Genomic DNA, 25,653 nt, shown 5'->3' on the forward strand with positions numbered 1-25,653 from the left:
CGCTCATGTTTGTTCCCCCTAGAACTTGATCTTGACGACACGGCTCAGCCAAAAGGAGCCGAGAGCCAGCAGTACAACTGCAAACCCGAGCATTACCCAGCCGAGCACGCTGGTGTACATGACGCCGAGGTACCCCGGGTTGGCGAAACTAAGGAATAAAAAGATCCCGACGGGCAAAGCGATGAGAATATAGGCTGACAGCTTGCCCTCGGCACTAAGGGACTGCACCTGGCCCTTGATCTGCATCCGTTCGCGGATAGTCTCTCCCACATGGTCCAGCACCTCGGCCAAGTCGCCTCCGACTTCCCGGTGAATCTCTATCGCCTGGGCCGTCCAGTCGAAGTCCTCGCTCCTCATGCGCCGGGCTGAGTCGGCCATGGATTCCTTCAGGTCTCGTCCCAGCCTGGTCTCGTTTACTAGACGTGCGAATTCCTCCGAAGTCGGCGCGTCTGACTCCTGTGAGACCGCGTCCACGGCTCGAAGCAGACTGTGACCAGCCCGCAGTCCGCCGGAGAGCATCTGTAGGGTGTCGCCAAGCTGCGATTCGAACTTCGCACGACGGTTGCCAGCCATAATGTTCAGGAACAGCATGCCGCCGATGGGCGTCAACAGCACGAAGAGCAGAGCCAGTCCCACCCCGGCCAGGACGAATCCGATGATGCCCGCCGTGACGGCGATACATCCGAGCAGGAGAATGTAGTCTGCCTGGCGAATGCGCAGCCCCGCTTCCTCCAGCGAGTTTGCGGAGCCGAAGCTGGCGTTCTTGCCGACTTTCTGGTCGACAAAAGAAGATGCAGATTCCGCAACCCGGGTGAGCACCGACGGTTGCTCGGCAACCCCAGGCCTTCTGCGCGACACGTCGATGTTGGATTCACGGCCACGAAGTGTCACCACGAGGAGGAACACCAAGGCGGCAAAGCAAAGGAGGACGCCAAGAATCAACAGAAGTGGGCTATCGGGGTTCACCGGTATCCACCGCCAATCGGCGAATTCCCGAAGACGGCCGGGGAAAGTGCGATACCCAATTCCGCGAAGTGATCCACAAAACGGGGTCTGACACCAGTGGGAATCGGCCGCCCAAGGAACCGTCCGTTCGCGTCCATCCCCGCGCTGTAATCAAAAGTGAACGCGTCCTGAAGCGTGACCACGTCACCCTCCATCCCCTGGACTTCCGTGACGTGGGTGACTCGTCTGGTGCCGTCGCGTAGGCGCGAGATGTGCACTATGAGGTTGACTGCCGAGGCGATCTGTTCGCGAATGGCGCGGAGCGGAAGGTCCATTCCTGCCATGAGGACCAGGGTCTCGAGTCTGGCGATGGCGTCGCGCGGGGTGTTGGCGTGGACGGTTGAAATTGAACCGTCGTGGCCGGTGTTCATAGCCTGCAGCATGTCCAGGGTCTCGCCGCCGCGGACTTCGCCAACGATGATTCTGTCCGGGCGCATGCGCAGGGAGTTGCGGACGAGTTCCCGGATGCTGATCTCGCCCTTGCCTTCGATGTTCCTCGGCCGGCTTTCGAGCCTGACAATGTGTTCCTGCTGCAGTTGAAGCTCGACGGCGTCCTCGATAGTGACGATCCGCTCATCAGCGGGAATGAAAGAAGACAAGACATTGAGCAAGGTCGTCTTGCCAGTCCCGGTGCCTCCGGACACGATGATGTTGAGCCGGGCATGGACGCAGGCATTCAGCAGTTCGGCGATCTCCGGGGAGATCGTGCCAAACCCTATAAGGTCGTTGACCGTCAGCGGCACCTGGCCGAATTTTCGGATCGTCAGCGATGAGCCGTTGACGGCCAGCGGCGGGATGATGGCGTTGACACGCGAACCGTCGGACAGGCGAGCATCCACGAGAGGAGACGATTCGTCGATTCTTCTGCCGACCTTAGTGACAATCCGCTCGATAATCCGCCGCAAGTGTTCCTCGGATGTGAAGCGGGAACCGGTAAGGAAGAGCTTGCCGCCACGTTCCACATAGATTTTCTCCGGGCCGTTGACCATTACTTCGGTCACTGCATCATCGGCCAGGAATTTCTGCAACGGGCCGAGGCCGATCACATCATCGAGGATCTCCTGAACGAGACGCTGCCGTTCGCCCGAGGACAGCGGAATCTCATCCTCTTCGATGATGGCTCGCAATTCGCCCTTGGCGTAATCATGCAATTCAGCCTCATCCAGCGACGAGTCTGTGATCCGGCTGCCCATGCGCTCATAGAGCGATGCGCCGGCGCGTTCCTTGACTGCTGATAATGCGTCGTTGGCTTCAGCGCTGTGATCCTTGGGGGTTGGCTCATTCCAGGCGGACTCGTTCTGAGCCTTCCCTGCCCACGGGATCTCAGTTCGAGGGGCTACTGGTTGCTTGCTTTCCTGGCCGCGGACGGCTTCGAAGCGATCTGCGAGTGTCATTGGACTACCGCCCTTCGGTGAAGTTTCTTGTGGGGCCGTTGCTCCCAGTTCGGGTCGAACCGCTCGACGAGCCGACGCAGGCCCTTTGCCACGGAGTCCCTGGATGCCTCCTGGAGCAGCGGCACCCCCTTGTTCGTGGAGTACGGCACGGCATGGGACCGGGGGAGCACAACATCCACAGGGCATCCAATGGTTGCTTCGACGTCCTGAAGTGTCAGTCCGCTTCGACGATCACCAAAGTTGAGAACCACGTGGCGGTTCGGGGGCAGCAAGCCCAGCTCCGTCAGGAGTGCGAACCCAGTCCGGAGGCCCTTGATGCTCGGTATGTCCATTCCGCATACCCATAAACCGTCCGTGGCTTGTTCGAGCGTCGCGAGGACATGTTCCCCGAGCCCGGGTGCGGTGTCCACCACAACGTATTTGAATTCGCTGGCTAACTGGACGAGCAGCCTGGAGACCTGTTCCCCTGTTATCTGATCGGCCTCTATCGGGTTGAGGGGTGCGCATAGTGCGTAGATGCCTGAAGGGTGCAGCGTGAGGTAGGACTTGAGCACCAGGCTGTCGCCCGCGGCCGCACCTTTTACGGCGTCGGAGATTGTCTTATCCGGCTCAAGCATGAGTCCGGACGCCACGTCGCCAAACTGCAGGTCCAGGTCGACCACCACAACGCCCATAGGCGCCAATTTTGCGAGCCCGACCGCGAGGTTGGTGGTGACGGTCGTTTTTCCCACGCCGCCCTTTGGCGACATGACGGCGATGATTCTTCCGTTCCCCGTCGACGGCTCGACGCTGTTCCCGAGGCCTCGCCGGCGTCCCGCAGCCGCGAGGCTGGCGCGTTCAAGCATGACGTGGATGGCGTCCACGTCGGCGCTTGGTTCCAGGAGGTCCCTGATTCCGGCCCGCATCGCGGGCAAAGCAATATTGGAATCGCTATCGGTCACCAGCACCACGCTGATCTCCGGGTACTGGAGGTCGAAGAGACTGGCAAGCCGAATGGAGTCATCTACCGAGAGGCCCGGTCCCAGCAGGATGACTTCGACGAGATCGCCGGAGACCATGCGCAGGACGTCGTCCGGGCCCGGCGGCAGGAAGCTGGCTACGATTCCGTGAAATGTTCCGTGCAGGCGGGAAGCCGCCTGCCTGGCACGGGCTTCGAAATCGGGCTCTGCTGTGATGGCTACGAATCTGCTCATCGGTACAGCTCCGGCTTCTTGACAATTAGCGGCGCGCCTTCAGTTGCAGATGAGGGTTCTTTGGTCAGCCACAGGGTGCCGAAGTTGGCACCGAAGGCGATCTTCGCTGCATCAGCGTCGTTGCGGGCAAAGGTTACGATCAGCTGTCCGCTGGGCAATTCCGTATTGGCCTGCTCCTCAGCCGTGTTCCCTTCGGTAGTCTTTGCAGCTGTCTTCGCCAGGGAACGCTGGACGCTCGTTACAAGGACTTTGTGAAAGATCTGCTGGCCGGACTCCACATCCGGCGAGTCCTTCACGGCTCCCTTGTCGAAGAGGACGACGATGCCCACGGTGTCGCCGGCTGCGATGCGCCCGCCGACCACCCGCTGGGCCTCCAACTGAACCGAGATTTCTTGCATTCCCTCCGGAACCGGAACCGAGCCTGGCGCGGACAAGCTCTCAGGCTCAGCCAGCCGTGCACCCAGTAGCGCTTCGCCGGGCAGCAGATCTACTGCGGCGACTTTCCCATTCAGGCCTTCCAGGCTCTTGAGGGCGCCGTTGGGCACCGACGCCGAAGGAAGCGAGGTGAGCTTCACGGCGCCCCTGACCGCGTCGAGATCAGCGCCCTTGGCAACCTGTTGTTGGACGACTAGTACATCGACGGGCTGAAGGTCCTTTTGGGCCCTCGCCTCTGATGCTGAAACGTATGAAACCAATAAAACAGTGCCAACTATTGCCAGCACAAATGCGACGATGCCTCCCAGTAGGCGTGTTTTCAATGTTCAGTCCCCTTATCCGATAATTGCGAATTGTGTTTTGATGCCTCTACTAATTAGTGAGTTTCACTGCATCAGCGCCGTAGTCCTTAGGCCCCCCGAGAATAGCCGCTTCGTCCAGCGTTACGATTCTGACAAATTTGCCGTAGATTCCGCGATCGTCTTCGCCCAGTCCGAGGCTGGATTTAAGCGTTGTTGCATCGGGTTTCATATAGTTCTCGGGGGTTTTGGTCCCGCCGCTGAGATTCCAGCCGCGCAGTGAAATTGCGCCGAAGGCGAGAATCTTGAACTCCGCATGTTCGCCAGTGCCAACAGAGTCATCAAAGATAGGAATAAGGACTTCCACGTCCTTTTTGGCGTCGAGCTTCAGAACAAAATCTGTGAACATTGCGGAGCAGTCACCATTGAAATCGCTACCCGGGTCGCTTCCAACCCATCCTTCATCTTCCAAAATGTTTACCAACACGGAACAGTCATTGTCGTCGTCGTCCAACCAGCCAAATCCACCAGGGAGTTCGGATCCTGAACTGGACTTGTACGGGCAGACTGGCGGCTTCTTCTTTTTTGACTTACCCGGCCCTTCGTCCACGCCATGGATCGGAAAGAACTGCAATCCTGGCGTGAGAGATAGGCCGGCTTCGCACTTCGAAAATGCGATAGGCACAACATTGGCTGCCCATGTGCCCCCAAATTGTGCCTGGGCTGAGGCCTCAACTTCTACAGAGTTGATGCCGAGGACACGCGCCAGATAAAGCGAAAAATGCTCCCCGCCAGCCTCGGGCGTGGCAGTCGTTACGTCGACTGTGCCGGCGTTGACGGTGGCTGAGACAACGTTGCTTGACCCATCGAGAGCGTTTCCATTGGCGAGCGGCGCTGCCATACCTTTTGGATCGACAGGGCACGTAGACTTTGCGCATGCTTGCGCAACCGCGAGTGCCGCTGAGTCGGCGCCGTTCTGCAGCTGCGCCTTCTCTGAGTAAATTGCACCTACGTCTACGGCAAGAGCTCCGAATCCCAGGAGAGCCACCATAAGAATCGCAGCGAGGGGCGCGATTACCCCTCGCTCGCTTTCGCTACTGTCGACGGCGACCGACGTTTTCGTGACTATCCTCCACATCGCATTACCCCTCGTGCTGAAATGTTCATGATGTCCGGTAGAAAGGGAAGCAGCGTTGGAAGCCCAGTCAGGTATGCTGTATCGGCTGTAATCGTGACGACGGTGTCTAGGCCCGGCTCGCAGGCAGTAATTGCGACATCGCCCGGCTGCAAACCGGCAATGGGGTTGGCCGCGAACATTGCCCTATCCCGGGCGGTAGCCTCGGCATCGGCCTCTGTGGCGTAGTGGATCGCCATGTATCTGGCCGCTTCGCGAGCGCCCTCTGCCATGGAAACCTGAATACTGAAGGCGCGACCGAATTCTACGACTCCCAGAATTAGCGCCAGGAAGATGGGGAGAATCAAGGCGAATTCGACGGCGACAGCTCCCAATTCCTTAGATTTCTTCCTGCCTTGCGTCTTGACCCGGGGTTTCATCGCAGGCCGGCCGTAGCGGCCGGGAAGCCAGGAATAAGCTGTTGTCCGATCAAACCGACGGCAAGAACGATTGCGGTGGCAATGAAGCCGACCATGAGTGCGAACTCGACTACGGTGGCGCCGCTTTGCAGCGAACGCACTGAATAACCAACGTCAATCACTTGCAATGCGGTGATTTTCGCCTTGAATCTGAGACCGTTCACGACCCCTCCTGAACCTTGAGACCTGGCAACCCTGCGCATATACGCAGTAAAAGAAGCCCCGGGGCGGGGCGGTGGCACTGGAGCTGTCGCCCGAACTGCCGCCGCCCCGCCCCGGGGCTTCCGCTCGTGCCCTAAATTAGGGTGCGACGATTTCGGCGGCGATGCCCTCGAACATTGCCAGGAGGTTGTCTCCAAGGAGGCTGACACCGCCGATGATGGCGACGGCGATGAGTGCGACCATGAGGCCGTATTCAACGGCGGTGGCGCCCTTTTCGGATTCCATCTTGTCCTTGACGCCGGCGACGAAAGCGAGCATTGAAACCATGAGACCAGTCATTTTAAGTTCCTTTTCCAGAGTTTTGAGTGAATAACGGAATTCCAGCAATTCCCCTGTTGCTAAACCCCCGGAGTTCCGTTGGGACAACAATTGCATGGCGATTAACGGCGCAGCAATGAATCGGAATACTCGATTTTTTGGGATGGAAAAGGAGGTACCACCTGTGGCAATCCGGGTGTGTACTCAGTTAATGTCGGCAATATGGGCGACAACTACTTGGTTTGGTGCGCCGGCTTATCAGTGATGGCAGAGATACGGCAGTGACTGGAGTTACGGAAGAAGCAGGATGATGGCGAGTCCCGCTGCCAGCATCGAGGGACCGTAGGCCACCTCTTTTGGCTTGTTTCCGCGGTTTTTCAGCACCAGGACCACGGAGGCGAGGCCGCCCACAACGAACGCCAGGGCCCCTCCATAGAACACCTGCGCCCAGCCTAGGTAGCCTAAGTACAGTCCAAGTGGTGCCGCGAGCTTCACATCGCCCATTCCGAGGCCATTTCTACTGGTCAAGGCCAAAATAAGGTACAAAACGAACAAGATTGCGGACCCCGCGGCTCCGCGAATCAGGTCACCCACAGCTCCCTGGGCCAGGGAAGCGAACGCCAAGAGCGCCAGGCCGGCCCCCAGCAGGGGCCCCACGAGCCGGTTCGGCAGCAAATGATGCTCAATATCGATCCGCGCCAGCGGAACGGCGAAAATGCCAAGCAATACATAGGCGGGAAGTTCTGCCGCGCTTCCGAAGCGCCACGCCAGCAGGGCCGAGAGCACAAAGGTCACTGCCGCCGTCGTAATCCTCAGCCTCGTGGTGGCTTCGCCGGCCAGCTGGGGGAGGACGCGCCGGACCAGAGCGTCGGCGATCAGTCCCAGGCACAGGCCGGCGAAGCCGACCCCGACAATAAACAGCGGCGAAGCGGAGCCAGCAGCGGCGGTGTCGAACACGGTTCCTCCAGGGATGCGGCGGGCCGGGGGCGGGCAGAATGCATCCGGACACCCCATTTTGACCCAGTGACTGCTCATCCGCTATTATTGGTAGTCGTTGTGCGTGTCCTTCTCGATGATGCGTGCCCGCTTGGGAATCCGGTTGCAGGATAACTACCCAGCGTGCACATTCGAGATTTCAGGATGACTGGTTACATAGAGCCCTCACCTCTGTTCCGGTAGCGCATAGATAGTAGGTGCACCTCCGCGTGACGCCTAAAACAAGAACGCCAGAACAAGAACGAGGCAAACACCGTGCGTACGTACACCCCGAAGCCCGGCGATATCAACCGCCAGTGGCACGTCATTGACGCCACCGACGTTGTCCTTGGTCGTCTCGCCAGCCAGACCGCAATCCTGCTGCGCGGCAAGCACAAGGCCACCTTTGCGTCCCACATGGACATGGGCGACTTCGTCATCATCATCAACGCTGAAAAGGTTGCCCTCACCGGCGCCAAGCTGGAGCAGAAGCGCGCATACCGCCACTCCGGTTACCCGGGCGGCCTGACCTCCGTCACCTACGCGGAGCTGCTGGAGTCCAACCCGGTCCGCGCCGTGGAGAAGGCCATCAAGGGCATGCTCCCGAAGAACTCCCTCGCTGCACAGCAGCTGGGCAAGCTGAAGGTCTACAAGGGTGCCGAGCACCCCCACGCCGCCCAGCAGCCCAAGACGTACGAAATCACCCAGGTCGCCCAGTAGTCCTGGCCACCAACCAACTTTTTATCAAGGAGAATCGTGGCTCAGAACGAAGAACTGACCACCGAGGCCGTTGTGGCTGAGGAAAACCTGACCAGCTACACCTCGGAAAGCGGTCCTGCGGAAGCAGAAGCGCCCAAGAAGGAACGCCCGGCCCTCACGGTTGCCGGCGCAGCAGTTGGCCGTCGCAAGGAAGCTGTCGCACGTGTTCGCATCGTGCCCGGCACCGGCAAGTGGACCATCAACGGCCGCGAGCTGGCCAACTACTTCCCGAACAAGCTGCACCAGCAGGACGTCAACGAGCCCTTCAAGATCCTCGATCTTGACGGTGCCTACGACGTCATCGCCCGTATCCACGGTGGCGGCATCTCCGGCCAGGCCGGTGCCCTGCGCCTCGGCATCGCCCGTTCCCTGAACGAGATCGACACCGAGAACAACCGCGCCACCCTGAAGAAGGCCGGTTACCTGCGTCGTGACGCCCGCGTCATCGAGCGCAAGAAGGCCGGTCTCAAGAAGGCCCGTAAGGCTCAGCAGTACTCCAAGCGCTAAACCCGCTTCCGAAAGCCCGTTCCGCCCCTTTGTGGCGGGGCGGGCTTTCGCCGTTTAATCAGCGAAGACGCCGGTCCAGGGGCGTCTTCGAGGGCCTGGAAGGTGACCCCGCGACCGGGAGCGCCTCCCTCATCGTCTAAACTTGAGCCGATGTCTAGATTATTTGGAACAGATGGTGTCCGGGGTTTGGCTAACGGCCTGCTCACGGCCGAACTGGCGATGCAGCTGGCCCAGGCCGCCGCCGTCGTGCTCGGCCATGACCGCAACACGAGTGGAACGCGGCCGCGCGCCGTGGTTGCCCGGGACCCCCGCGCCAGCGGTGAGTTCATCGCGGCTGCCGTGGAGGCCGGGCTGTCCAGCTCCGGGATCGACGTTTATGACGCCGGCGTACTGCCCACCCCGGCCGCGGCCTATCTGGTGGCCGACCTGGACGCGGACTTCGGCGTGATGATCTCCGCCTCGCACAACCCCGCCCCGGACAACGGCATCAAGTTCTTTGCCCGCGGCGGCCAGAAGCTGCCCGACGACGTGGAGGACGCAATCGAGTCGCAGCTCGGCAAGGAGCCGCGCCGCCCGGTCGGCGGCGACGTCGGCCGGATCCAGCGCTTCTCCGACGCCGAGGACCGCTACATTGTCCATCTGCTCGGCACCCTCCCGCACCGCCTGGACGGACTCAAAATCGTGCTGGACTGCGCCCACGGCGCGGCGAGCGGCTGTTCCCCCCGGGTCTTCAAGGACGCCGGCGCCGAGGTCATTCTCATCGGCGCCGAACCGGACGGCCTCAACATCAACGACGGCGTCGGCTCCACCCACCTGGGCCCGCTGAAGCAGGCCGTTCTGTCACACGGCGCCGACCTGGGCATTGCCCACGACGGCGACGCTGACCGCTGCCTCGCCGTGGACCACGAAGGAAACGAGGTCGACGGCGACGAAATCATGGCGATCGTCGCTGTCGCGATGCAGGCCTCCGGCAAGCTCACGGACAACGTCCTCGTCGCGACCGTGATGAGCAACCTCGGACTGAAGATCGCGCTCCGCGAGGCCGGCATCAGCCTGCGCGAGACCGGCGTCGGCGACCGCTACGTGCTGGAGGGGATGCGCGAAGGCGGCTTCAACCTCGGCGGCGAGCAGTCCGGTCACGTGATCTTCGCCGACCACGCCACCACGGGCGACGGCGTCCTGACCGGCCTGCAGATTGCCGCCCAGGTGGCACTCACGGGCCGTCCGCTGAAGGAACTGGCCGCGGTGATGACCAAGCTCCCGCAGGTCCTGATCAACGTCAAGGGCGTGGACCGCTCCCGGGTCAAGGGCGATGAAGTCCTGGCCGCGGCCGTGGCCCTCGCCGAGGCCGAGCTCGGTGACACCGGCCGCGTGCTCCTGCGCCCCTCCGGCACCGAACCGGTAGTCCGCGTCATGGTGGAGGCGGCGTCCCAGGAGACCGCCCAGGCCGTCGCGGAACGCCTGGCGCAGGTGGTCCGGACCGAACTGGCCCTGGAGCTCGTCGCCGACTGAGGACCGACGCAGAGCTGTTTGAACGACATACGGTCTTAAGCAACGAACGGCCCGCCTCGAGAGGCGGGCCGTTCGTTGTCAGGTGAGCTATCCGGTTTTGTCCAGGACTACAGTTGGCGTTGCTGCAGGGAGTCACGGATTTCGGTCAGCAGGGCGATCTGAGGATCCTCGCCGGCCTCGTCCGTGACCTCCGGGTTGATGCCGAGGCGGCGGTTGCGCCGTTCGACCATGTGGTTCATGGGAACAACAACCACAAAGTAAATCGAGGCCGCGACCATCAGGAAGTTGACGATTGCCGTCAGCAACACACCAAACCTGATGTCGTTGCCGTTCAGGGTCACGACAGCGAAGCTGTCGAAGTTGGGCGAGCCCACCAGACCGGCGATGAACGGCATCAACACGCTCTGGACCAGTGCCGTTACCACGGCGCCAAACGCGGCGCCGATGACGACTGCGACGGCAAGGTCTACGACGTTGCCCTTGAGAATAAAGTTCTTGAATCCGGTCAGCATGTGCCCAAACTAGCCCAGCCGCGTGAACACGCCGTGTCGCAGAGGTAAGGTTCCTGCTCCGTGTCGGGGCCCAACGCCCGGGTTCCCGGCCGCTACAGGTAGGCCGGCGCCGCTTCGAGACCGAAGTACTCCTCGAGCGTCGCAATGCCGCGGGTGTTCATCTCGCCCGCGGCCTCCACGCCCACGTAGCGAAGGTGCCACGGCTCGTAGAAATAGCCCGTGATCTCATGGAACATCCACGGGTAGCGCACCACAAAGCCGAAGAGGTGGGCGTTGGCCTTCACCCAGACCGCCGCCGGCTGGTTGGCGAACGCGGGGGTGAAGCTGTCCCGCCCGCTGCCGTCGCCGATGTCGAAGGACCAGCCGGTCTGGTGTTCCGAGTATCCGGGCCGGGCGGAGGCGGTGTCCGCCGCGGCCTGTCCCTCCGCATTCACCCATCTGTTGTAGGTGGCGATCTGGGTGTTGAAAGATCGGTAGCCGCTCGCGAGGGTGATGATGACGCTGGCCCCTGCCGCAGCGGCGAACATCCGCTCCGCCGCCGCCGCCGTCGTGCTGTTGAGCAGCGCCGCTTCGCCGGAGGTGGCCAGGCGCACGCGCGGCCGGACCAGGTCCGCCGGCACGTAGGCGGCGGGGGAGAGCGGCCGGTGCTTGTTCACGACGACCCACGGGCTCGCCGGGTCCGTGAGCGAGTGCCGGAGCGCGGCGGCGGGCACCGGGGAGGGCGGGGCGGTCTCCGGTGCCGGCGCCGCGGAACTGTCCGGCGGGGGCTCAGCCGACGGCGTGCCGCCGGCGGCGCCGGCCGGCGTTGCCGTGGCGCCCGCAGTCGTCGACGTCGGCGCTGACGCAGAAATGGCGGCCGACGGCGAGGGCGTGGCGGCTTCGGGGGAGCAGGCGCTCAGGGCGGCGAGGCCGGTTCCCGCGAGCAGCAGCCGGTTGAAGGCCCGCCGGCCCGGGGTGCGTAAACCGGGGCCCGGCGCCGGAGCCGGCGCGGAAGCTTCGTGGCACACCTGTGCTAGACCTTGCGGAGCAGCATGCGGCGGATGGAATGATCAACGTCCTTGGTGAGGACCAGCTGCGCGCGGCCGCGGGTGGGGAGCACGTTTTCCTCGAGGTTTGGTTCGTTGATGCGCTTCCAGATGTCGCGGGCAGTCTCTTCCGCCTCGGTGTCCGAGAGCGTGGCGTAGCGGTGGAAGTAGGACTCCGGCTGGGCGAACGCGGTGGTCCGCAGCTTGCGGAAGCGGTCCACGTACCACTCCTCAATGTAGGACGTTTTGGCATCAACGTAGATCGAAAAGTCGAAGAAGTCACTCACGGCCAGGCCCTGCCGGCCGTCATGCCGCGGCCGGGCCGGGGCCAGGACGTTCAGCCCCTCGACGATCAGCACGTCGGGGCGGCGCACCACCACTTCCTTGCCGGGGACGATGTCATAAGTGACGTGGGAGTACCAGGGCGCGCGGACCTCCTCGGCGCCGCCCTTGACCTCGCTCACGAAGCGGAGCAGGGCGCGGCGGTCGTAGGACTCGGGGAACCCCTTGCGCTCCAGCAGCTGCCGCCGCTTGAGTTCCGCCAGCGGGTACAGGAAACCGTCCGTGGTGATGAGCTCAACATTCGGGGTGCCGGGCCAGCGGCGCAGCATCTCGCGGAGCACGCGGGCGATGGTCGATTTGCCCACGGCCACCGATCCGGCGACGCCGATCACGAAGGGTGTGCGCTGGGTCTGTTCGCCCAGGAACGTGGTGGTTGCCGCATGGAGCTGGCCGGCCGCCTCGACATACAGGTGCAGCAGGCGGGACAGCGGGAGGTAGACCTCGCGGACTTCCTTCATATCCAGCGGATCGCCGAGGCCGCGAAGCCGGAGGACGTCCTCCCGGTTGAGGGGCTGCTCCATCTGGGCAGCGAGCCGGGACCAGGTCTGCCGGTCCAGCTCCACGAACGGGGAACCGCCGTCGCCGTTCGCTTCATTGCGTTGCAAAGTCACCCTAGAGATTCTGCCCCGCGCCGGGCCGAGAGCGAAATGGACGGCCCGGGGACGCGCAAAGTGGGCGGCGAACGGCGTCTTACGGCCGTTCATCCTACGTCCGCTGTCCGGGAAACCCGCTAGGCTTTAGTCCATGTGTGGAATCGTTGGATATGTGGGCCACTCCGCTGGCCGGGTAAATACTGGACACAACGCCCTGGACGTTGTCCTTGAGGGACTGCGGCGCTTGGAATACCGGGGCTACGACTCTGCCGGCATCGCCGTGGTAGCTGACGGGACTATTTCGTCCCGCAAGAAGTCCGGGAAACTGAAAAACCTGATCGCCGAACTCGAGGCCAACCCGCTGCCTGACTCGCTGACCGGCATCGGTCACACGCGCTGGGCGACCCACGGCGGCCCGACGGACCAGAACGCCCACCCGCACCTGGCCGATGAGGGCAAACTGGCCCTGATCCACAACGGCATCATCGAAAACTTTGCCGAGCTCAAGCTGGAACTCGTGCGCAAGGGCGTGGAGTTCCAGTCCGAAACCGACACCGAAGTTGCTGCCGCGCTGCTGGGCGACATCTACCGCAACCAGCTCCACGGCGGCTCGGCCAAGGGCGACCTCACCAAGGCCATGCAGCTCGCCTGCCAGCGCTTGGAAGGCGCCTTCACGCTGCTCGCCGTCCACGCGGACCAGCCCGACATCGTGGTGGCCGCCCGCCGCAACTCCCCGCTCGTCGTCGGCCTCGGCGACGGCGAGAACTTCCTCGGCTCCGACGTCTCCGGCTTCATCGACTACACCCGCCGCGCCGTCGAACTCGGCCAGGACCAGATCGTCACGATCACCGCCGACACCGTGGAAATCACGGACTTCTACGGCGCCCCGGCCGAAGGTAAGGAATACCACGTCGACTGGGATCCGGCCTCCGCGGAAAAGGGCGGCTTCCCGTCCTTCATGGAAAAGGAAATCCACGACCAGCCCAACGCCGTGCTGCAGACCCTGCTGGGCCGCTCGGACATCAACGGCAGGCTGACCCTCAACGAGCTCCGAATCGATCCGGAACTGCTCAAGAACGTCAACAAGATCATCGTCCTGGCCTGCGGTACCTCCGCCTACGCCGGACAGGTCGCCAGGTACGCGATCGAGCGCTGGTGCCGGATCCCCACCGAGGTGGAGCTCTCGCACGAATTCCGCTACCGCGACCCGATCGTCGACGAGAACACCCTGATCGTCTCGATCTCCCAGTCCGGCGAGACCATGGACACCCTGATGGCCGTCCGCTACGCCAAGGAACAGGGCGCCAAGACGGTCTCGATCTGCAACACCAACGGTTCCACGATCCCGCGCGAATCCGACGCCGTGCTCTACACCCACGCCGGCCCGGAAATCGCCGTCGCCTCCACGAAGGCCTTCCTGGCGCAGATCACCGCCGCCTACCTCCTGGGCCTCTACCTGGCCCAGCTGCGCGGCAACAAGTTCCAGGGCGAGATCAAGGACGTCCTCGCGGACCTCAACAAGATCCCCGCGAAGATCCAGCAGATCCTCGATAACCAGGCGCAGATCAAGGAACTCGGCGAGTCCATGGCCGACGCCAAGTCCGTGCTGTTCCTGGGCCGCCACGTCGGCTTCCCGGTGGCGATGGAGGGCGCGCTCAAGCTCAAGGAGCTCGCCTACATCCATGCCGAGGGCTTCGCCGCCGGCGAACTCAAGCACGGCCCGATCGCGCTGATCGAGGAGGGCCAGCCGGTCGTCGTGGTGGTTCCCTCGCCCCGCGGCCGCGACTCGCTGCACGCCAAGGTTGTCTCCAACATCCAGGAAGTCCGGGCCCGCGGCGCCAAGACGATCGTGATCGCGGAAGAAGGCGACGAGGCCGTCAAGGCCTACGCCGAGCACGTCTTCTACATCCCGGAGACCCCCACCCTGCTGGCGCCGCTGCTGACCACGGTCCCGCTGCAGATCTTTGCCCTGGCCCTGGCCTCCGCCAAGGGTTACGACGTCGACCAGCCTCGCAACCTGGCCAAGAGCGTGACCGTAGAATAACGCCATGATTGTTGGCATTGGCGTAGACGTCGTAGACATTGAACGGTTCGGCCGGCAGCTCGAGCGCACCCCCGGGCTGCGCGACCGGCTGTTCGTCCCCGCGGAACGCGAACTGAACACCCGGTCCCTGGCCGCCCGGTTCGCCGCCAAGGAGGCCGTGGCCAAAGTCCTCGGCGCCCCGGCCGGCATGAACTGGCAGGACTGCTGGATCGGGCTGGACCAGAACGGGCCCACCGTCCAGGTCAAGGGCACGGTGCTGGCCGTCGCGGAGTCGAAGGGCGTCAAACGCTGGCACCTCTCGATGAGCCACGACGGCGGCATCGCCACGGCGACCGTCATCGCCGAAGGCTGACTATTACGGGCCCGGCTAAAGCCGGACTTTCCCGCAGCGACTGCACCGCGAATGGACTGGAACCATGATCAGCGCCTACACCGGAACCCAGATACGAGAGACTGAAAAGAGCTTTCTGGACAACGGTGTGGGCGCTGTTCTGATGCAGCGCGCCGCCTACGGCCTGGCCAATGCGGTGGTCCGCGAACTGCGCGGCGGCCGGCAGCGGCTCTACGGCGCCAGCGTCACGGTACTCGCCGGCAAGGGCAACAACGGCGGCGACGGGCTTTTCGCGGCCGCCATGCTGGCCCGCCGCGGCCTGCGGACGACGGCGGTGCTCACCGCGGGCGACGCCCACCCGGAAGGACTCGCGGCCTTTAAGAAGGCCGGCGGCCGGGTGGTCCGCCTGACGCCGGAGAACATGGCAGAGGCGACGGCGGCCGCCGCGGCATCCGGCGTCGTCATAGACGCAGTCCTCGGCACCGGCGCGCAGGGCGGGCTGCGGGGCCCCGCCGCGGAGCTGGTCGAAGCGCTGGGACGTGCCCGTCCCGGACTGGTCGTGGCCTGCGACATTCCCAGCGGCGTGGACGCCGACACCGGCGAAGCCCACGCCCCCGTGCTCCGCGCCGAGCTGACCGTGACCTTCGGGGCGGCCAAGGCCGGGCTGCTGGCCGATCCCGGGGCGGACTTTGCCGGCCGGGTGCAGGTTGTCCCCATCGGCATCGAAGCCGGGCTCCCGTGGCCCGCCCTGTGCCGCTTTGAGGCCGGGGATCTTTCCGCCCTGCTGGCCAGACCGGAGCGGCGGGCGCACAAGTACTCCAGGGGAGTGCTCGGGGTGGTCGCAGGCTCCAGCGCTTATCCCGGCGCAGCTGTGCTGGCCTGCAAGGGCGCCCTGGCAGCCGGCGCCGGCATGGTGCGTTACCTCGGCCCGCCGGACGTCGCAGATCTCGTCCGCCAGGCGTGTCCTGAGATTGTCTGCAGCGCCGGAACCGTGGCCGGGACGCACGTCCAGGCCTGGCTCGTGGGCTCCGGGCTGGATGACTCCGATGAGCAGCAGTTGCAGCGCGCCCGCGACGCCGCAGACTCGGGCCTGCCGACGATTGCCGACGCCGGCGCATTGCCGGCCCTGCCTGATGTGCTGGCCCCGCAAGTAATCCTGACGCCCCACGCCGGCGAACTGGCGTCATTGCTCCAGCGCCTCGGGGTTGGCCTGGACCGCGCGGCGGTGGAGGCATCCACGCTAAGCGCCGTGCGGCGGGCTGCGGGCCTGACGGAAGCCACGGTGCTGCTGAAGGGAGCGACCACCCTCGTTGCCTCGCCCTTCCAGGACTTCTACAGCCAGGCCGAGGGCACACCCTGGATGGCCACGGCAGGAAGCGGCGACGTGCTGGCAGGGGTTATCGGTGCACTGCTTGCCCGGCTGGGTGCCGACGTCGGCCATTTCGCTGAACGTGGCATCGATCCGGACGCACGATGGGGGGCTATCGCCGCAATGGCCGCCAGCGTCCACGGCCGCGCCGGGAGCCTCGCCTCCGCTGGCGGACCGGTGACCGCCAGTGCCATTTCCGACGCCGTCCCGGAGGTGCTGCGGACGATGTGATGCAGAGCGGGTGAAACGTCCCGATCGGGATGATAACCCTACTTACCAGTAGTCTGTCTAGAGATTGTCCGCATATGCACGAGGAGAACACATGGAAGTCTGGCCCGGAACGGCTTACCCGCTGGGAGCTACTTTTGACGGCACTGGCACCAACTTTGCCCTGTTCAGCGAGCGTGCCGAGCGGGTGGAGCTGTGCCTCCTCGCCGATGACTTGAGCGAGACCCGGCTTGAACTGACCGAGGTCGACGGCTACGTCTGGCACTGCTACCTGCCGCACATCCAGCCGGGACAGAAGTACGGCTACCGGGTCCACGGCGCCTACGAGCCGGAGCGCGGCGACCGCTTCAACCCGAACAAGCTGCTCCTCGACCCGTACGCGAAGGCCATCCAGGGCCAGATCGACTGGGATCCGGCACTCTTCACCTACGAGTTCGGCAACCCCGACTCCCGGAACGACAGCGACTCGGCCCCGCACACCATGCACGGCGTGGTGATCAACCCGTTCTTCGAATGGGACGGTGACCGCCAGCTGCGGATCCCCTACCACGAATCGGTCATCTACGAGGCCCACGTCAAGGGCCTGACCGAGCTGCACCCGGAGGTTCCCGAAGCCCAGCGCGGCACGTATGCCGGAGTGTCGCACCCGGCGGTGATTGACCACCTGAAGAAGCTCGGCGTCACCGCGATCGAGCTCATGCCGGTCCACCAGTTCGTCAACGACGGCACGCTCGAGGAGAAGGGCCTCAACAACTACTGGGGCTACAACACCATCGGCTTCTTCGCCCCGCAAAACACCTACAGTTCCTCCGGCGACGTCGGCCACCAGGTCCAGGAGTTCAAGGCCATGGTCCGCGAGCTGCACAAGGCCGGCATGGAGGTGATCCTGGACGTGGTCTACAACCACACCGCGGAAGGCAACCACCTCGGTCCCACGCTGTCCTTCAAAGGCATCGACAACCAGGCCTACTACCGCCTCGTCGACGACGACCTGAAGCACTACATGGACTACACCGGCACCGGCAACTCGCTCAACGTCCGGCACCCGCACTCGCTCCAGCTGCTGATGGACTCCCTGCGCTACTGGGTGCTGGAGATGCACGTCGACGGCTTCCGCTTCGACCTCGCCTCCACGCTGGCCCGTGAGTTCTACGACGTCGACAAGCTGTCCACCTTCTTCGAACTCATCCAGCAGGACCCGGTGGTCTCCCAGGTGAAGCTGATCGCAGAGCCCTGGGACATCGGCCCGGGCGGCTACCAGGTGGGTAACTTCCCGCCGCAGTGGACCGAATGGAACGGCAAATACCGCGACACGGTCCGCGACTTCTGGCGCGGCGAGCCCTCCACGCTGGGCGAATTCGCCTCCCGCCTGACGGGCTCGGCGGACCTGTACGAAAGCTCGGCGCGGCGCCCTGTGGCCTCGATCAACTTCGTCACCGCCCACGACGGCTTCACCATGCGCGACCTCGTCTCCTACAACGAGAAGCACAACGACGCCAACGGCGAGGGCAACAACGACGGCGAATCACACAACCGGTCCTGGAACTGCGGCGCAGAGGGCGACACCGACAAGGACACCGTCCTGACCCTCCGTGCCCGCCAGCAGCGCAACTTCATCGCCACCCTGCTGCTCTCGCAGGGTGTCCCGATGCTGCTGCACGGTGACGAGCTTGGCCGCACCCAGCAGGGCAACAACAACACCTATTGCCAGGACTCCGAGCTGAGCTGGGTCCACTGGGAGGCCATGGACCAGCCGCTGGTGGAGTTCACCGCCGTCGTCAACAAGATCCGGCACGACCACCCGACGTTCCGGCGCAGCCGCTTCTTCGACGGCCGACCGGTACGCCGCGGCGAGGGCGAGAAGCTGCCGGACATCGTCTGGCTGAAAACGGACGGCACCGAAATGCTGCCGGAGGACTGGGACAGCGGTTTCGGCCGGACCATCGGCGTGTTCTACAACGGCCACGGCATCCAGGAGCAGGACTCCCGCGGCCGCCGGATCACCGATGACAGCTTCCTGCTCGCTTTCAACGCCCACGACGACGACGTGGACTTTGCGCTGCCGGCGGAGGAGTACTCAAAGTTCTGGGACGTCTTGGTGGACACCGCGGACCAGGCAGACACCGAGCAACCGCTCAAGGCACGGTCGGTGCTGAAACTCGCCGCCAAGTCCATGGTGGTGCTCCGTGCCCACTCCGGCCCCGAGGTGGAAGTGGATTACTCCGCGGCCGCTTCGCTCGCCGCGATGGCCGAACACGAGGACGCCGAGCACGGGGCGGCACGTCCCGCCGCAGCCGATCCGGCGGAGCCGGCTCCCAAGGTCGCGGCGGAACCCGCTCCCAAGGTCGTGGCGGAACCCGCACCGGTACCGGTTCCGGAGGCCGCGGCGGACCACGCTCCCGAGGCCCCGGCGTCGAAGCCGGCCGCGAAACCCGCTGCCAAGGGTTCGGCCAAGGGCTCCGCCAAGGCCGCCTCGAAGGGCTCTGGAAAAAAGTCGGAGGCTGACAAGCCGAAGACGCCGAAGGGGCCGGCCAAATGAGGACTCCCGTCTCCACCTACCGGCTGCAGATCCGGCCCGGCTTCACGCTCCAGGATGCCGCCGAGACCGTGCCCTACCTGAAGTCACTCGGCGTGGACTGGATCTACCTCTCGCCGATCCTGACCGCGGAGAAGGGCTCGGACCACGGCTATGACGTCACCGACCCCGCCGCGATCGATCCGGACCGCGGCGGTCCCGAGGGCCTGATCGCGGCGTCGAAGGCGGCACGGGAGGCCGGCATGGGCGTGCTCGTCGACATTGTGCCCAACCATGTCGGCGTCGCCACCCCCGCCCAGAACCCGTGGTGGTGGTCCCTGCTCCAGGAGGGCCGGCAGTCCCGCTACGCCCCGGCGTTCGACGTCGACTGGGACTTCGGCGGCGGCCGGATCCGGATCCCCGTGCTGGGATCGGACTCCGACGTCGACGCGCTGGAAATCAGGGATGGCGAGCTGCGGTACTACGACCACCGCTTCCCGCTCGCGGCGGGAAGTTACGCCGAGGGGGATGACCCCCGCGAGGTCCACGACCGGCAGTACTATGAGCTGATCGGCTGGCGCCGGGCGGACAACGAGCTGAACTACCGCAGGTTCTTCGCGGTCAACAGCCTCGCCGGCATCCGCGTCGAGGTCCCGGAGGTCTTCGATGAGGCCCACGCCGAGATCGTCCGCTGGTTCCGCGACGGGCTGGTCGACGGACTGAGGATCGACCACCCGGACGGCCTGGCCGACCCGGAAGGCTACCTGCGCGGGCTCCGGGAAGTCACGGGCGGCAGCTACCTGCTGATCGAGAAGATCCTCGAGCCCGGCGAGGTGCTTCCCGCCGGCTTCGATTGCGAGGGAACCACCGGCTACGACGCCCTCGCGGACGTGGACCGGCTCTTCGTTGACCCCGCCGGGCAGGAAACGCTCGACACCCTCGACGCCCAACTGCGCGGCGGCTCGCCCGCCGACTACGAGGAAATGATCCGGGGCACCAAGCGCCGGATCACGGACGGCATCCTGCACTCCGAGATGCTCCGGCTGGCGCGGCTGGTGCCGCCCGGCGCGGGCCTCACGGTCGAAGCGGCTGCCGACGCGCTGTCCGAAATCATTGCTGCCTTCCCGGTCTACCGCAGCTACCTTCCGGAGGGCGCCGACGTCCTGCGGGAGGCGTGCGGACTGGCCGTCCGGCGTCATCCCGGGCTGGCCGACGCCGTCGGGCTGTTGCTGCCGCTGCTGCTGGACGCCGGTCCGGAGGACGGCGCCGAGCTGGGGCGCCGCTTCCAGCAGACCTCCGGCATGGTCATGGCCAAGGGCGTGGAAGACACCGCGTTCTTCCGTTACACCCGGCTGGGCACGCTGACGGAGGTCGGGGCCGATCCCACCGAGTTCGCCGTCGCGCCGGAGGAGTTCCATCACCGGATGACCCGCCGGCAGGCCGAGCTCCCGCTGTCGATGACCACGCTGAGCACGCACGACACCAAACGCAGCGAAGACACCCGCGCCAGGATCTCGGTGCTCGCGGAGCTGGCGGGCGAGTGGACAGCCGCCCTGGCCCGGCTGCAGGACCTGGCGCCGCTGCCCGACGGGCCGCTGGCGAACCTGCTGTGGCAGGCCGTTGCGGGTGCCTGGCCCGCGGACCGTGAACGGCTTCAGTACTTCGCGCGGAAGGCGGCCCGCGAGGCCGGCAACTCGACCGACTGGCTGGACCCGGACGAGGCCTTCGAGAAGCAGCTCGCAGCCGCCGTCGACGCGGCCTTTGACAACCCCGCGGTCCGTGCCGAACTGGAATCCCTGGTGGAGCTGCTGGCGCCCTACGGTGCCGTCAACTCACTGGGGGCCAAGCTGGTGCAGCTGACCATGCCCGGGGTCCCGGATGTCTACCAGGGCACCGAGTTCTGGGACCGCTCGCTGACGGATCCGGACAACCGCCGGCCGTTCGACTACGCCGCCCGGCGCGCGGCGCTGGCAGCGCTCGACGCCGGCGACCGCCCGGCGTCGTACACCGACGACGCCGCGAAACTGCTGGTCACCTCGCGGGCGCTGCGCCTGCGCCGGGACCGCCCGGAGCTGTTCACGGGCTACCGCCCCGTCGCGGCCACCGGGCCGGCCGCCGGGCACCTGATCGGCTTTGACCGCGGCAGCGCCGCGGCCGCCGGGGCCCTCACGCTCGCTACCCGGCTGCCCCGCGGACTGGAGCGGCAGGGCGGCTGGCAGGACACCGCCGTCGAACTCGCCGTGGACATGGCGGACGAGCTGACCGGGAACACCTTCGCCGCCGGCTCCGTGCCGCTGGCCGACATCCTCGGCGCCTACCCGGTGGCGCTGCTGGTGCCCACCTCCTGACCGCACGTCCTGACCTCACCTCCTGACCGCACCGACTGACAAAACCCGCACCGGGGAACGGAAGAACGCCATGACTTTGCCTGCACAGGGAACCGACCGCTTCAACGTCTGGGCGCCGGACGCGCACACCGTCACGCTGCTCGCCGCCGGCCGGGAGTACCCGATGAGCCGGCTTCCCGGCGACGGCCCGGACGGCGGCGGGTGGTGGGCCGCGGCGGACGCCCCGGCCGCCGGGGAGGTGGACTACGGCTACCTGCTCGACGGGGACACCACACCGCTGCCGGACCCCCGGTCGCGGCGGCAGCCCGGGGGCGTCCACGCCCTGTCCCGGACCTTCGACGCCGGCAGCCACGCGTGGGCGGACGGGCAGTGGCAGGGCCGCGGGCTGCAAGGCGGTGTGATCTACGAGCTGCACCTGGGCACGTTCACGCCCGAGGGCACGCTGGATGCGGCGATCGGGAAGCTCGGCTACCTCGTGGAGCTCGGCATAGATTTCGTGGAGCTGCTGCCGGTGAACGGCTTCAACGGCACCCACAACTGGGGCTACGACGGCGTCCTCTGGTACGCCGTGCACGAAGGCTACGGCGGACCCGCCGCGTACCAGCGCTTCGTCGACGCCGCCCATGCCGCCGGGCTGGGCGTCATCCAGGACGTGGTCTACAACCACCTCGGACCCAGCGGAAACTACCTCGGACGCTTCGGGCCGTACCTGAAACCGGGGGAGGGCAACACCTGGGGCGACTCGGTGAACCTCGACGGCCCCGGCTCCGACGTCGTGCGCCGCTACATCCTCGAGAACGCCGCCATGTGGCTGCGGGACTACCACGTGGACGGGCTGCGGCTCGACGCCGTGCACGCCTTCAAGGACGAGCGGGCCGTCCACCTGCTTGAGGAGTTCGGGGCGCTCGCGGACGAGATCGCCGCCGGGACCGGCCGCCCGGCCACGATGATCGCCGAGTCGGACCTCAACGATCCGCGGCTGCTCTACCCGCGGGACGTCAACGGCTACGGCCTCGCCGGGCAGTGGAGCGATGACTTCCACCATGCCGTGCACGTCAACGTCAGCGGTGAGACGACCGGCTACTACGAGGATTTCGGCTCCATCGGCGCGCTGGCGAAGGTCCTGGTGGACGGCTTCTTCCATGACGGCAGCTACTCCAGCTTCCGCGGCCGGCACCACGGCCGGCCCATCAACACGTCCCTGGTCCACCCGGCAGCCCTCGTGGTCTGCAGCCAGAACCACGACCAGATCGGCAACCGGGCCACGGGCGACCGGCTGTCCCAGACCCTGGGCTACGGGCAGTTGGCGCTTGCCGCCGTCGCAACCCTGACGTCGCCGTTCACGCCGATGCTCTTTATGGGGGAGGAATACGGCGCCAGCACGCCGTGGCAGTTCTTCACCTCGCACCCGGAACCGGAACTTGGGAAGGCCACCGCGGAGGGACGGATCCGGGAGTTCGAGCGGATGGGCTGGGACCCCGCCGTCGTGCCCGACCCGCAGGACCCGGAGACGTTCACCCGTTCCCGGCTCAACTGGGCCGAAGCCGCCGAGGGCGACCACGCCCGCCTGCTGGACTTGTACCGGAAGCTGATCGCGCTGCGGCGTTCGACGCCGGAGCTTGCCGGCCTCGGCTTCGAGGACACCGCGGTGGCCTTCAGCGAGGCCGACCGCTGGCTCCGCCTGCGCCGCGGCAGCGTGGAGGTGGCGATGAACTTCTCCGCCGAACCGCGCCGGATCGCCGTTTCCGGCTCCTCGGTGGCCCTCGCCACCGACGACGGCGTGCTCCTGGAGGGCGGCCAGCTCGCCCTGCCCGGCCACAGCGCCGCCATCATCTCCAAATAGGACAGGATAGTACGTATGACTTATGTTGCAGCAGAGACCCGGTATGACTCCATGCCCTACCGCCGCGTGGGCCGCAGCGGGTTGAAGCTCCCGGCCATTTCGCTTGGCCTGTGGCACAACTTCGGCGACGACAAACCGTTCGAGACCCAGCGGGCCATCCTGCGCCGGGCCTTCGACCTGGGCGTCAACCACTTCGACCTGGCGAACAACTACGGGCCGCGGGCCGGATCCGCGGAGACCAACTTCGGCCGCCACCTCAGGGATGACTTCGCGCCCTACCGCGACGAGCTCATCATCTCGACCAAGGCCGGCTACGACATGTGGCCGGGCCCGTTCGGCGAATGGGGCTCCCGCAAATACCTGCTCGCCAGCCTGGACCAGTCGCTGAACCGGATGGGCCTGGACTACGTGGACATCTTCTACAGCCACCGTCCGGACCCGGAAACGCCGATGGAAGAGACCATGGGCGCCCTGGACTCCGCCGTCCGCTCCGGCAAGGCCCTGTACGCGGGCATCTCCTCCTACACGCCGGAACAGACCCTGGAGGCCGCCCGGATCCTGAAGGGGCTCGGCACCCCGCTGCTGATCCACCAGCCGAGCTACTCCATGCTGAACCGCTGGACGGAAAACGGCAGCCCCAACCTGTACGAGGCGCTGGACCAGGTGGGGGCCGGCTCGATCGCGTTCTCGCCGCTGGCGCAGGGCATGCTCACCGACCGCTACCTGAACGGGATCCCGGCCGATTCACGCGCCGCGCAGGAGAAGTCGCTGGACGAAAACAGCATCACGGAGGACAAACTGGACCGGGTGCGGGGCCTGCACCGGATCGCCGAGGGCCGCGGGCAGACCCTCGCGCAGCTGGCCATCGCCTGGATCCTGCGCGAGCAAAGCAAGGGCTCGTCCGTGACCTCCGCGCTGGTCGGCGCGTCCAGCGTCCGGCAGCTGGAGGACACCCTGTCGGCGATCAACAACCTCGACTTCACCGCCGCTGAGCTGACGGCGATCGACGAGTTCGCCGTCGAGTCCGACATCAATCTGTGGGCCCAGAAGTAGCCGGCCGCCCCCTCAAGTAACACAATCGGCACCGGCGGGCGGGAACAAGCAGCCCGCCGGTGCCGTTGACTAGAATACTAAGGGCGCCGTACGGCGCCATGCCCGTCAGCCGCCGCCGCGCATCAGAGCGCGGCCGTGCCGGGCATTGAAGTTTGTTCCCAAAGGAGTTCCGTGTCTTCACATCCGATTCGTGTTGCAATCGTCGGCGTAGGTAACTGTGCCACTTCACTGGTCCAGGGCGTTGAGTACTACCGGGATGCCGACCCCAAGGCCACGATTCCGGGGCTGATGCATGTCGAGTTCGGCCAGTACCACGTCAACGACGTCGAGTTCGTCGCCGCCTTCGACGTCGACGGCAAGAAGGTGGGCCTGGATCTGGCCGACGCCATCCTGGCGAGCGAAAACAACACCATCAAGATCGCCGACGTCCCGCCGACCGGCGTCACCGTCCAGCGCGGCCCGACCCTGGACGGGCTCGGCAAGTACTACCTCGAGACCATCGAGCAGTCCGCGGAAGAGCCGGTCGACGTCGTCCAGGCCCTCAAGGACGCCAAGGCCGACGTGATGGTCTGCTACCTGCCGGTCGGGTCGCAGGAAGCCGCGGAGTTCTACGCCCAGTGCGCGATCGACGCCGGGGTTGGCTTCGTCAACGCCCTGCCGGTCTTCATCGCCGGCACCAAGGCCTGGGCGGACAAGTTCACCGCCGCCGGTGTCCCGATCGTGGGCGATGACATCAAGAGCCAGATCGGTGCCACCATCACGCACCGCGTCATGGCCAAACTGTTCGAGGACCGCGGCGTCACCCTGGACCGCACGTACCAGCTGAACGTCGGCGGCAACATGGACTTCAAGAACATGCTGGAACGTGACCGCCTCGAGTCCAAGAAAATCTCCAAGACGCAGGCCGTCACGTCCAACGTGGAAGCCGACATCGCGCCGCGCGACGTCCACATCGGCCCGTCGGACTACGTCCAGTGGCTCGATGACCGCAAGTGGGCCTTCGTCCGCCTCGAGGGCCGCAACTTCGGCGACGCCCCGGTGTCGCTCGAATACAAGCTTGAGGTCTGGGACTCGCCCAACTCCGCCGGCGTGATCATCGACGCCATCCGCGCCGCCAAGATCGGCCTGGACCGCGGCATCGGCGGACCGCTGCTGTCGGCGTCGAGCTACTTCATGAAGTCCCCGCCGGAGCAGTTCAACGACGACCTCGCCCGCGACAAGGTCGAGGCCTTCATCCGCGGCGACCTCGAGCGCTAACCCCGCCTCCTCCGCCCCCGGTTGCCCTATCACTTTTGGTG

23 protein-coding genes are annotated in these 25,653 nt (G+C 65.4%); 11 read left to right on the top strand and 12 right to left on the bottom strand.

The window, feature by feature from the left end:
• Positions 1-18: 18 nt before the first annotated feature.
• The 9 genes from J2X01_RS07440 to J2X01_RS07485 all read right to left on the bottom strand — a co-directional run bounded on the left by J2X01_RS07440 (position 19) and on the right by J2X01_RS07485 (position 7,356).
• Positions 19-966: a type II secretion system F family protein gene (locus tag J2X01_RS07440; protein ID WP_310052454.1), complete on the bottom strand. Its 948-nt coding sequence runs from the start codon at positions 964-966 to the stop codon at positions 19-21.
• Positions 963-2,399, bottom strand: a complete 1,437-nt coding sequence (locus tag J2X01_RS07445) for a TadA family conjugal transfer-associated ATPase (protein ID WP_310052457.1) — start codon at positions 2,397-2,399, stop codon at positions 963-965. The genes J2X01_RS07440 and J2X01_RS07445 overlap by 4 nt, the downstream gene beginning before the upstream one ends.
• Positions 2,396-3,592: a CpaE/TadZ family protein gene (locus J2X01_RS07450; protein WP_310052459.1), complete on the bottom strand. Its 1,197-nt coding sequence runs from the start codon at positions 3,590-3,592 to the stop codon at positions 2,396-2,398. The genes J2X01_RS07445 and J2X01_RS07450 overlap by 4 nt, the downstream gene beginning before the upstream one ends.
• Positions 3,589-4,350, bottom strand: coding sequence for a Flp pilus assembly protein CpaB (gene cpaB, locus J2X01_RS07455; protein ID WP_310052461.1), 762 nt, complete (start codon positions 4,348-4,350; stop codon positions 3,589-3,591). The genes J2X01_RS07450 and cpaB overlap by 4 nt, the downstream gene beginning before the upstream one ends.
• A gap of 49 nt (positions 4,351-4,399) precedes the next feature.
• Positions 4,400-5,464 carry a pilus assembly protein TadG-related protein gene (locus J2X01_RS07460; protein WP_445344433.1) on the bottom strand — a complete coding sequence of 355 codons (1,065 nt, stop codon included), beginning with the start codon at positions 5,462-5,464 and terminating at the stop codon, positions 4,400-4,402.
• Positions 5,452-5,880 (bottom strand): TadE family protein, encoded by a 429-nt coding sequence (locus J2X01_RS07470; RefSeq protein ID WP_310052464.1) that lies wholly within the window; start codon positions 5,878-5,880, stop codon positions 5,452-5,454. The genes J2X01_RS07460 and J2X01_RS07470 overlap by 13 nt, the downstream gene beginning before the upstream one ends.
• A complete protein-coding gene (locus tag J2X01_RS07475; protein WP_310052466.1) occupies positions 5,877-6,083 on the bottom strand; it encodes a Flp family type IVb pilin in 207 nt (68 codons plus the stop codon). Before J2X01_RS07475 ends, J2X01_RS07470 begins: the two co-directional genes overlap by 4 nt.
• Positions 6,084-6,219: 136 nt before the next feature.
• Positions 6,220-6,420, bottom strand: a complete 201-nt coding sequence (locus J2X01_RS07480) for a Flp family type IVb pilin (RefSeq protein ID WP_310052469.1) — start codon at positions 6,418-6,420, stop codon at positions 6,220-6,222.
• A gap of 270 nt (positions 6,421-6,690) precedes the next feature.
• A complete protein-coding gene (locus J2X01_RS07485) occupies positions 6,691-7,356 on the bottom strand; it encodes a prepilin peptidase (RefSeq protein WP_310052473.1) in 666 nt (221 codons plus the stop codon).
• A 294-nt stretch (positions 7,357-7,650) separates the two neighbouring features.
• On the opposite strand from J2X01_RS07485, the gene rplM reads away from it, so the two are divergent.
• The 3 genes from rplM to glmM all read left to right on the top strand — a co-directional run bounded on the left by rplM (position 7,651) and on the right by glmM (position 10,152).
• Positions 7,651-8,094 (top strand): 50S ribosomal protein L13, encoded by a 444-nt coding sequence (gene rplM, locus J2X01_RS07490; protein ID WP_024367145.1) that lies wholly within the window; start codon positions 7,651-7,653, stop codon positions 8,092-8,094.
• Positions 8,095-8,130: 36 nt separating this feature from the next.
• Positions 8,131-8,640, top strand: coding sequence for a 30S ribosomal protein S9 (gene rpsI, locus J2X01_RS07495; protein WP_024367144.1), 510 nt, complete (start codon positions 8,131-8,133; stop codon positions 8,638-8,640).
• Positions 8,641-8,790: 150 nt separating this feature from the next.
• Complete coding sequence (glmM, locus tag J2X01_RS07500) at positions 8,791-10,152, top strand: phosphoglucosamine mutase (RefSeq protein ID WP_310052478.1); 1,362 nt, start codon at positions 8,791-8,793, stop codon at positions 10,150-10,152.
• A 107-nt stretch (positions 10,153-10,259) separates the two neighbouring features.
• Here the strand turns inward: glmM and mscL are convergent, their stop codons facing one another.
• The 3 genes from mscL to coaA form a co-directional block, all read right to left on the bottom strand.
• Positions 10,260-10,664, bottom strand: a complete 405-nt coding sequence (mscL, locus tag J2X01_RS07505) for a large conductance mechanosensitive channel protein MscL (RefSeq protein ID WP_310052481.1) — start codon at positions 10,662-10,664, stop codon at positions 10,260-10,262.
• A gap of 92 nt (positions 10,665-10,756) precedes the next feature.
• Positions 10,757-11,671: a M15 family metallopeptidase gene (locus tag J2X01_RS07510; RefSeq protein ID WP_310052483.1), complete on the bottom strand. Its 915-nt coding sequence runs from the start codon at positions 11,669-11,671 to the stop codon at positions 10,757-10,759.
• Between the two features lie 5 nt (positions 11,672-11,676).
• Complete coding sequence (gene coaA, locus J2X01_RS07515; protein ID WP_310052486.1) at positions 11,677-12,642, bottom strand: type I pantothenate kinase; 966 nt, start codon at positions 12,640-12,642, stop codon at positions 11,677-11,679.
• A gap of 133 nt (positions 12,643-12,775) precedes the next feature.
• On the opposite strand from coaA, the gene glmS reads away from it, so the two are divergent.
• From glmS to J2X01_RS07555, 8 genes are all read left to right on the top strand, one after another.
• Entirely contained in the window at positions 12,776-14,668 is a 1,893-nt protein-coding gene (gene glmS, locus J2X01_RS07520; RefSeq protein ID WP_310052489.1) for a glutamine--fructose-6-phosphate transaminase (isomerizing), read from the top strand.
• A 4-nt stretch (positions 14,669-14,672) separates the two neighbouring features.
• Positions 14,673-15,020: a holo-ACP synthase gene (locus J2X01_RS07525; RefSeq protein ID WP_024366340.1), complete on the top strand. Its 348-nt coding sequence runs from the start codon at positions 14,673-14,675 to the stop codon at positions 15,018-15,020.
• Between the two features lie 64 nt (positions 15,021-15,084).
• On the top strand, positions 15,085-16,599 hold the full coding sequence (locus J2X01_RS07530) for an NAD(P)H-hydrate epimerase (protein ID WP_310052492.1): 1,515 nt from the start codon (positions 15,085-15,087) through the stop codon (positions 16,597-16,599).
• A 91-nt stretch (positions 16,600-16,690) separates the two neighbouring features.
• A complete protein-coding gene (gene glgX, locus J2X01_RS07535) occupies positions 16,691-19,135 on the top strand; it encodes a glycogen debranching protein GlgX (RefSeq protein WP_310052494.1) in 2,445 nt (814 codons plus the stop codon).
• Positions 19,132-21,459, top strand: a complete 2,328-nt coding sequence (gene treY, locus J2X01_RS07540) for a malto-oligosyltrehalose synthase (protein ID WP_310052496.1) — start codon at positions 19,132-19,134, stop codon at positions 21,457-21,459. The genes glgX and treY overlap by 4 nt, the downstream gene beginning before the upstream one ends.
• Before the next feature lie 70 nt (positions 21,460-21,529).
• Positions 21,530-23,302 (top strand): malto-oligosyltrehalose trehalohydrolase, encoded by a 1,773-nt coding sequence (gene treZ, locus J2X01_RS07545; protein WP_310052499.1) that lies wholly within the window; start codon positions 21,530-21,532, stop codon positions 23,300-23,302.
• Between the two features lie 15 nt (positions 23,303-23,317).
• Positions 23,318-24,355 (top strand): L-glyceraldehyde 3-phosphate reductase, encoded by a 1,038-nt coding sequence (gene mgrA, locus J2X01_RS07550; RefSeq protein WP_310052502.1) that lies wholly within the window; start codon positions 23,318-23,320, stop codon positions 24,353-24,355.
• Between the two features lie 171 nt (positions 24,356-24,526).
• Entirely contained in the window at positions 24,527-25,612 is a 1,086-nt protein-coding gene (locus J2X01_RS07555; RefSeq protein WP_310052504.1) for an inositol-3-phosphate synthase, read from the top strand.
• Positions 25,613-25,653: the final 41 nt, after the last annotated feature.

Origin of the sequence: Arthrobacter ginsengisoli, assembly GCF_031456935.1 — a bacterium.
GTDB classification, from domain to species: domain Bacteria; phylum Actinomycetota; class Actinomycetes; order Actinomycetales; family Micrococcaceae; genus Arthrobacter; species Arthrobacter ginsengisoli.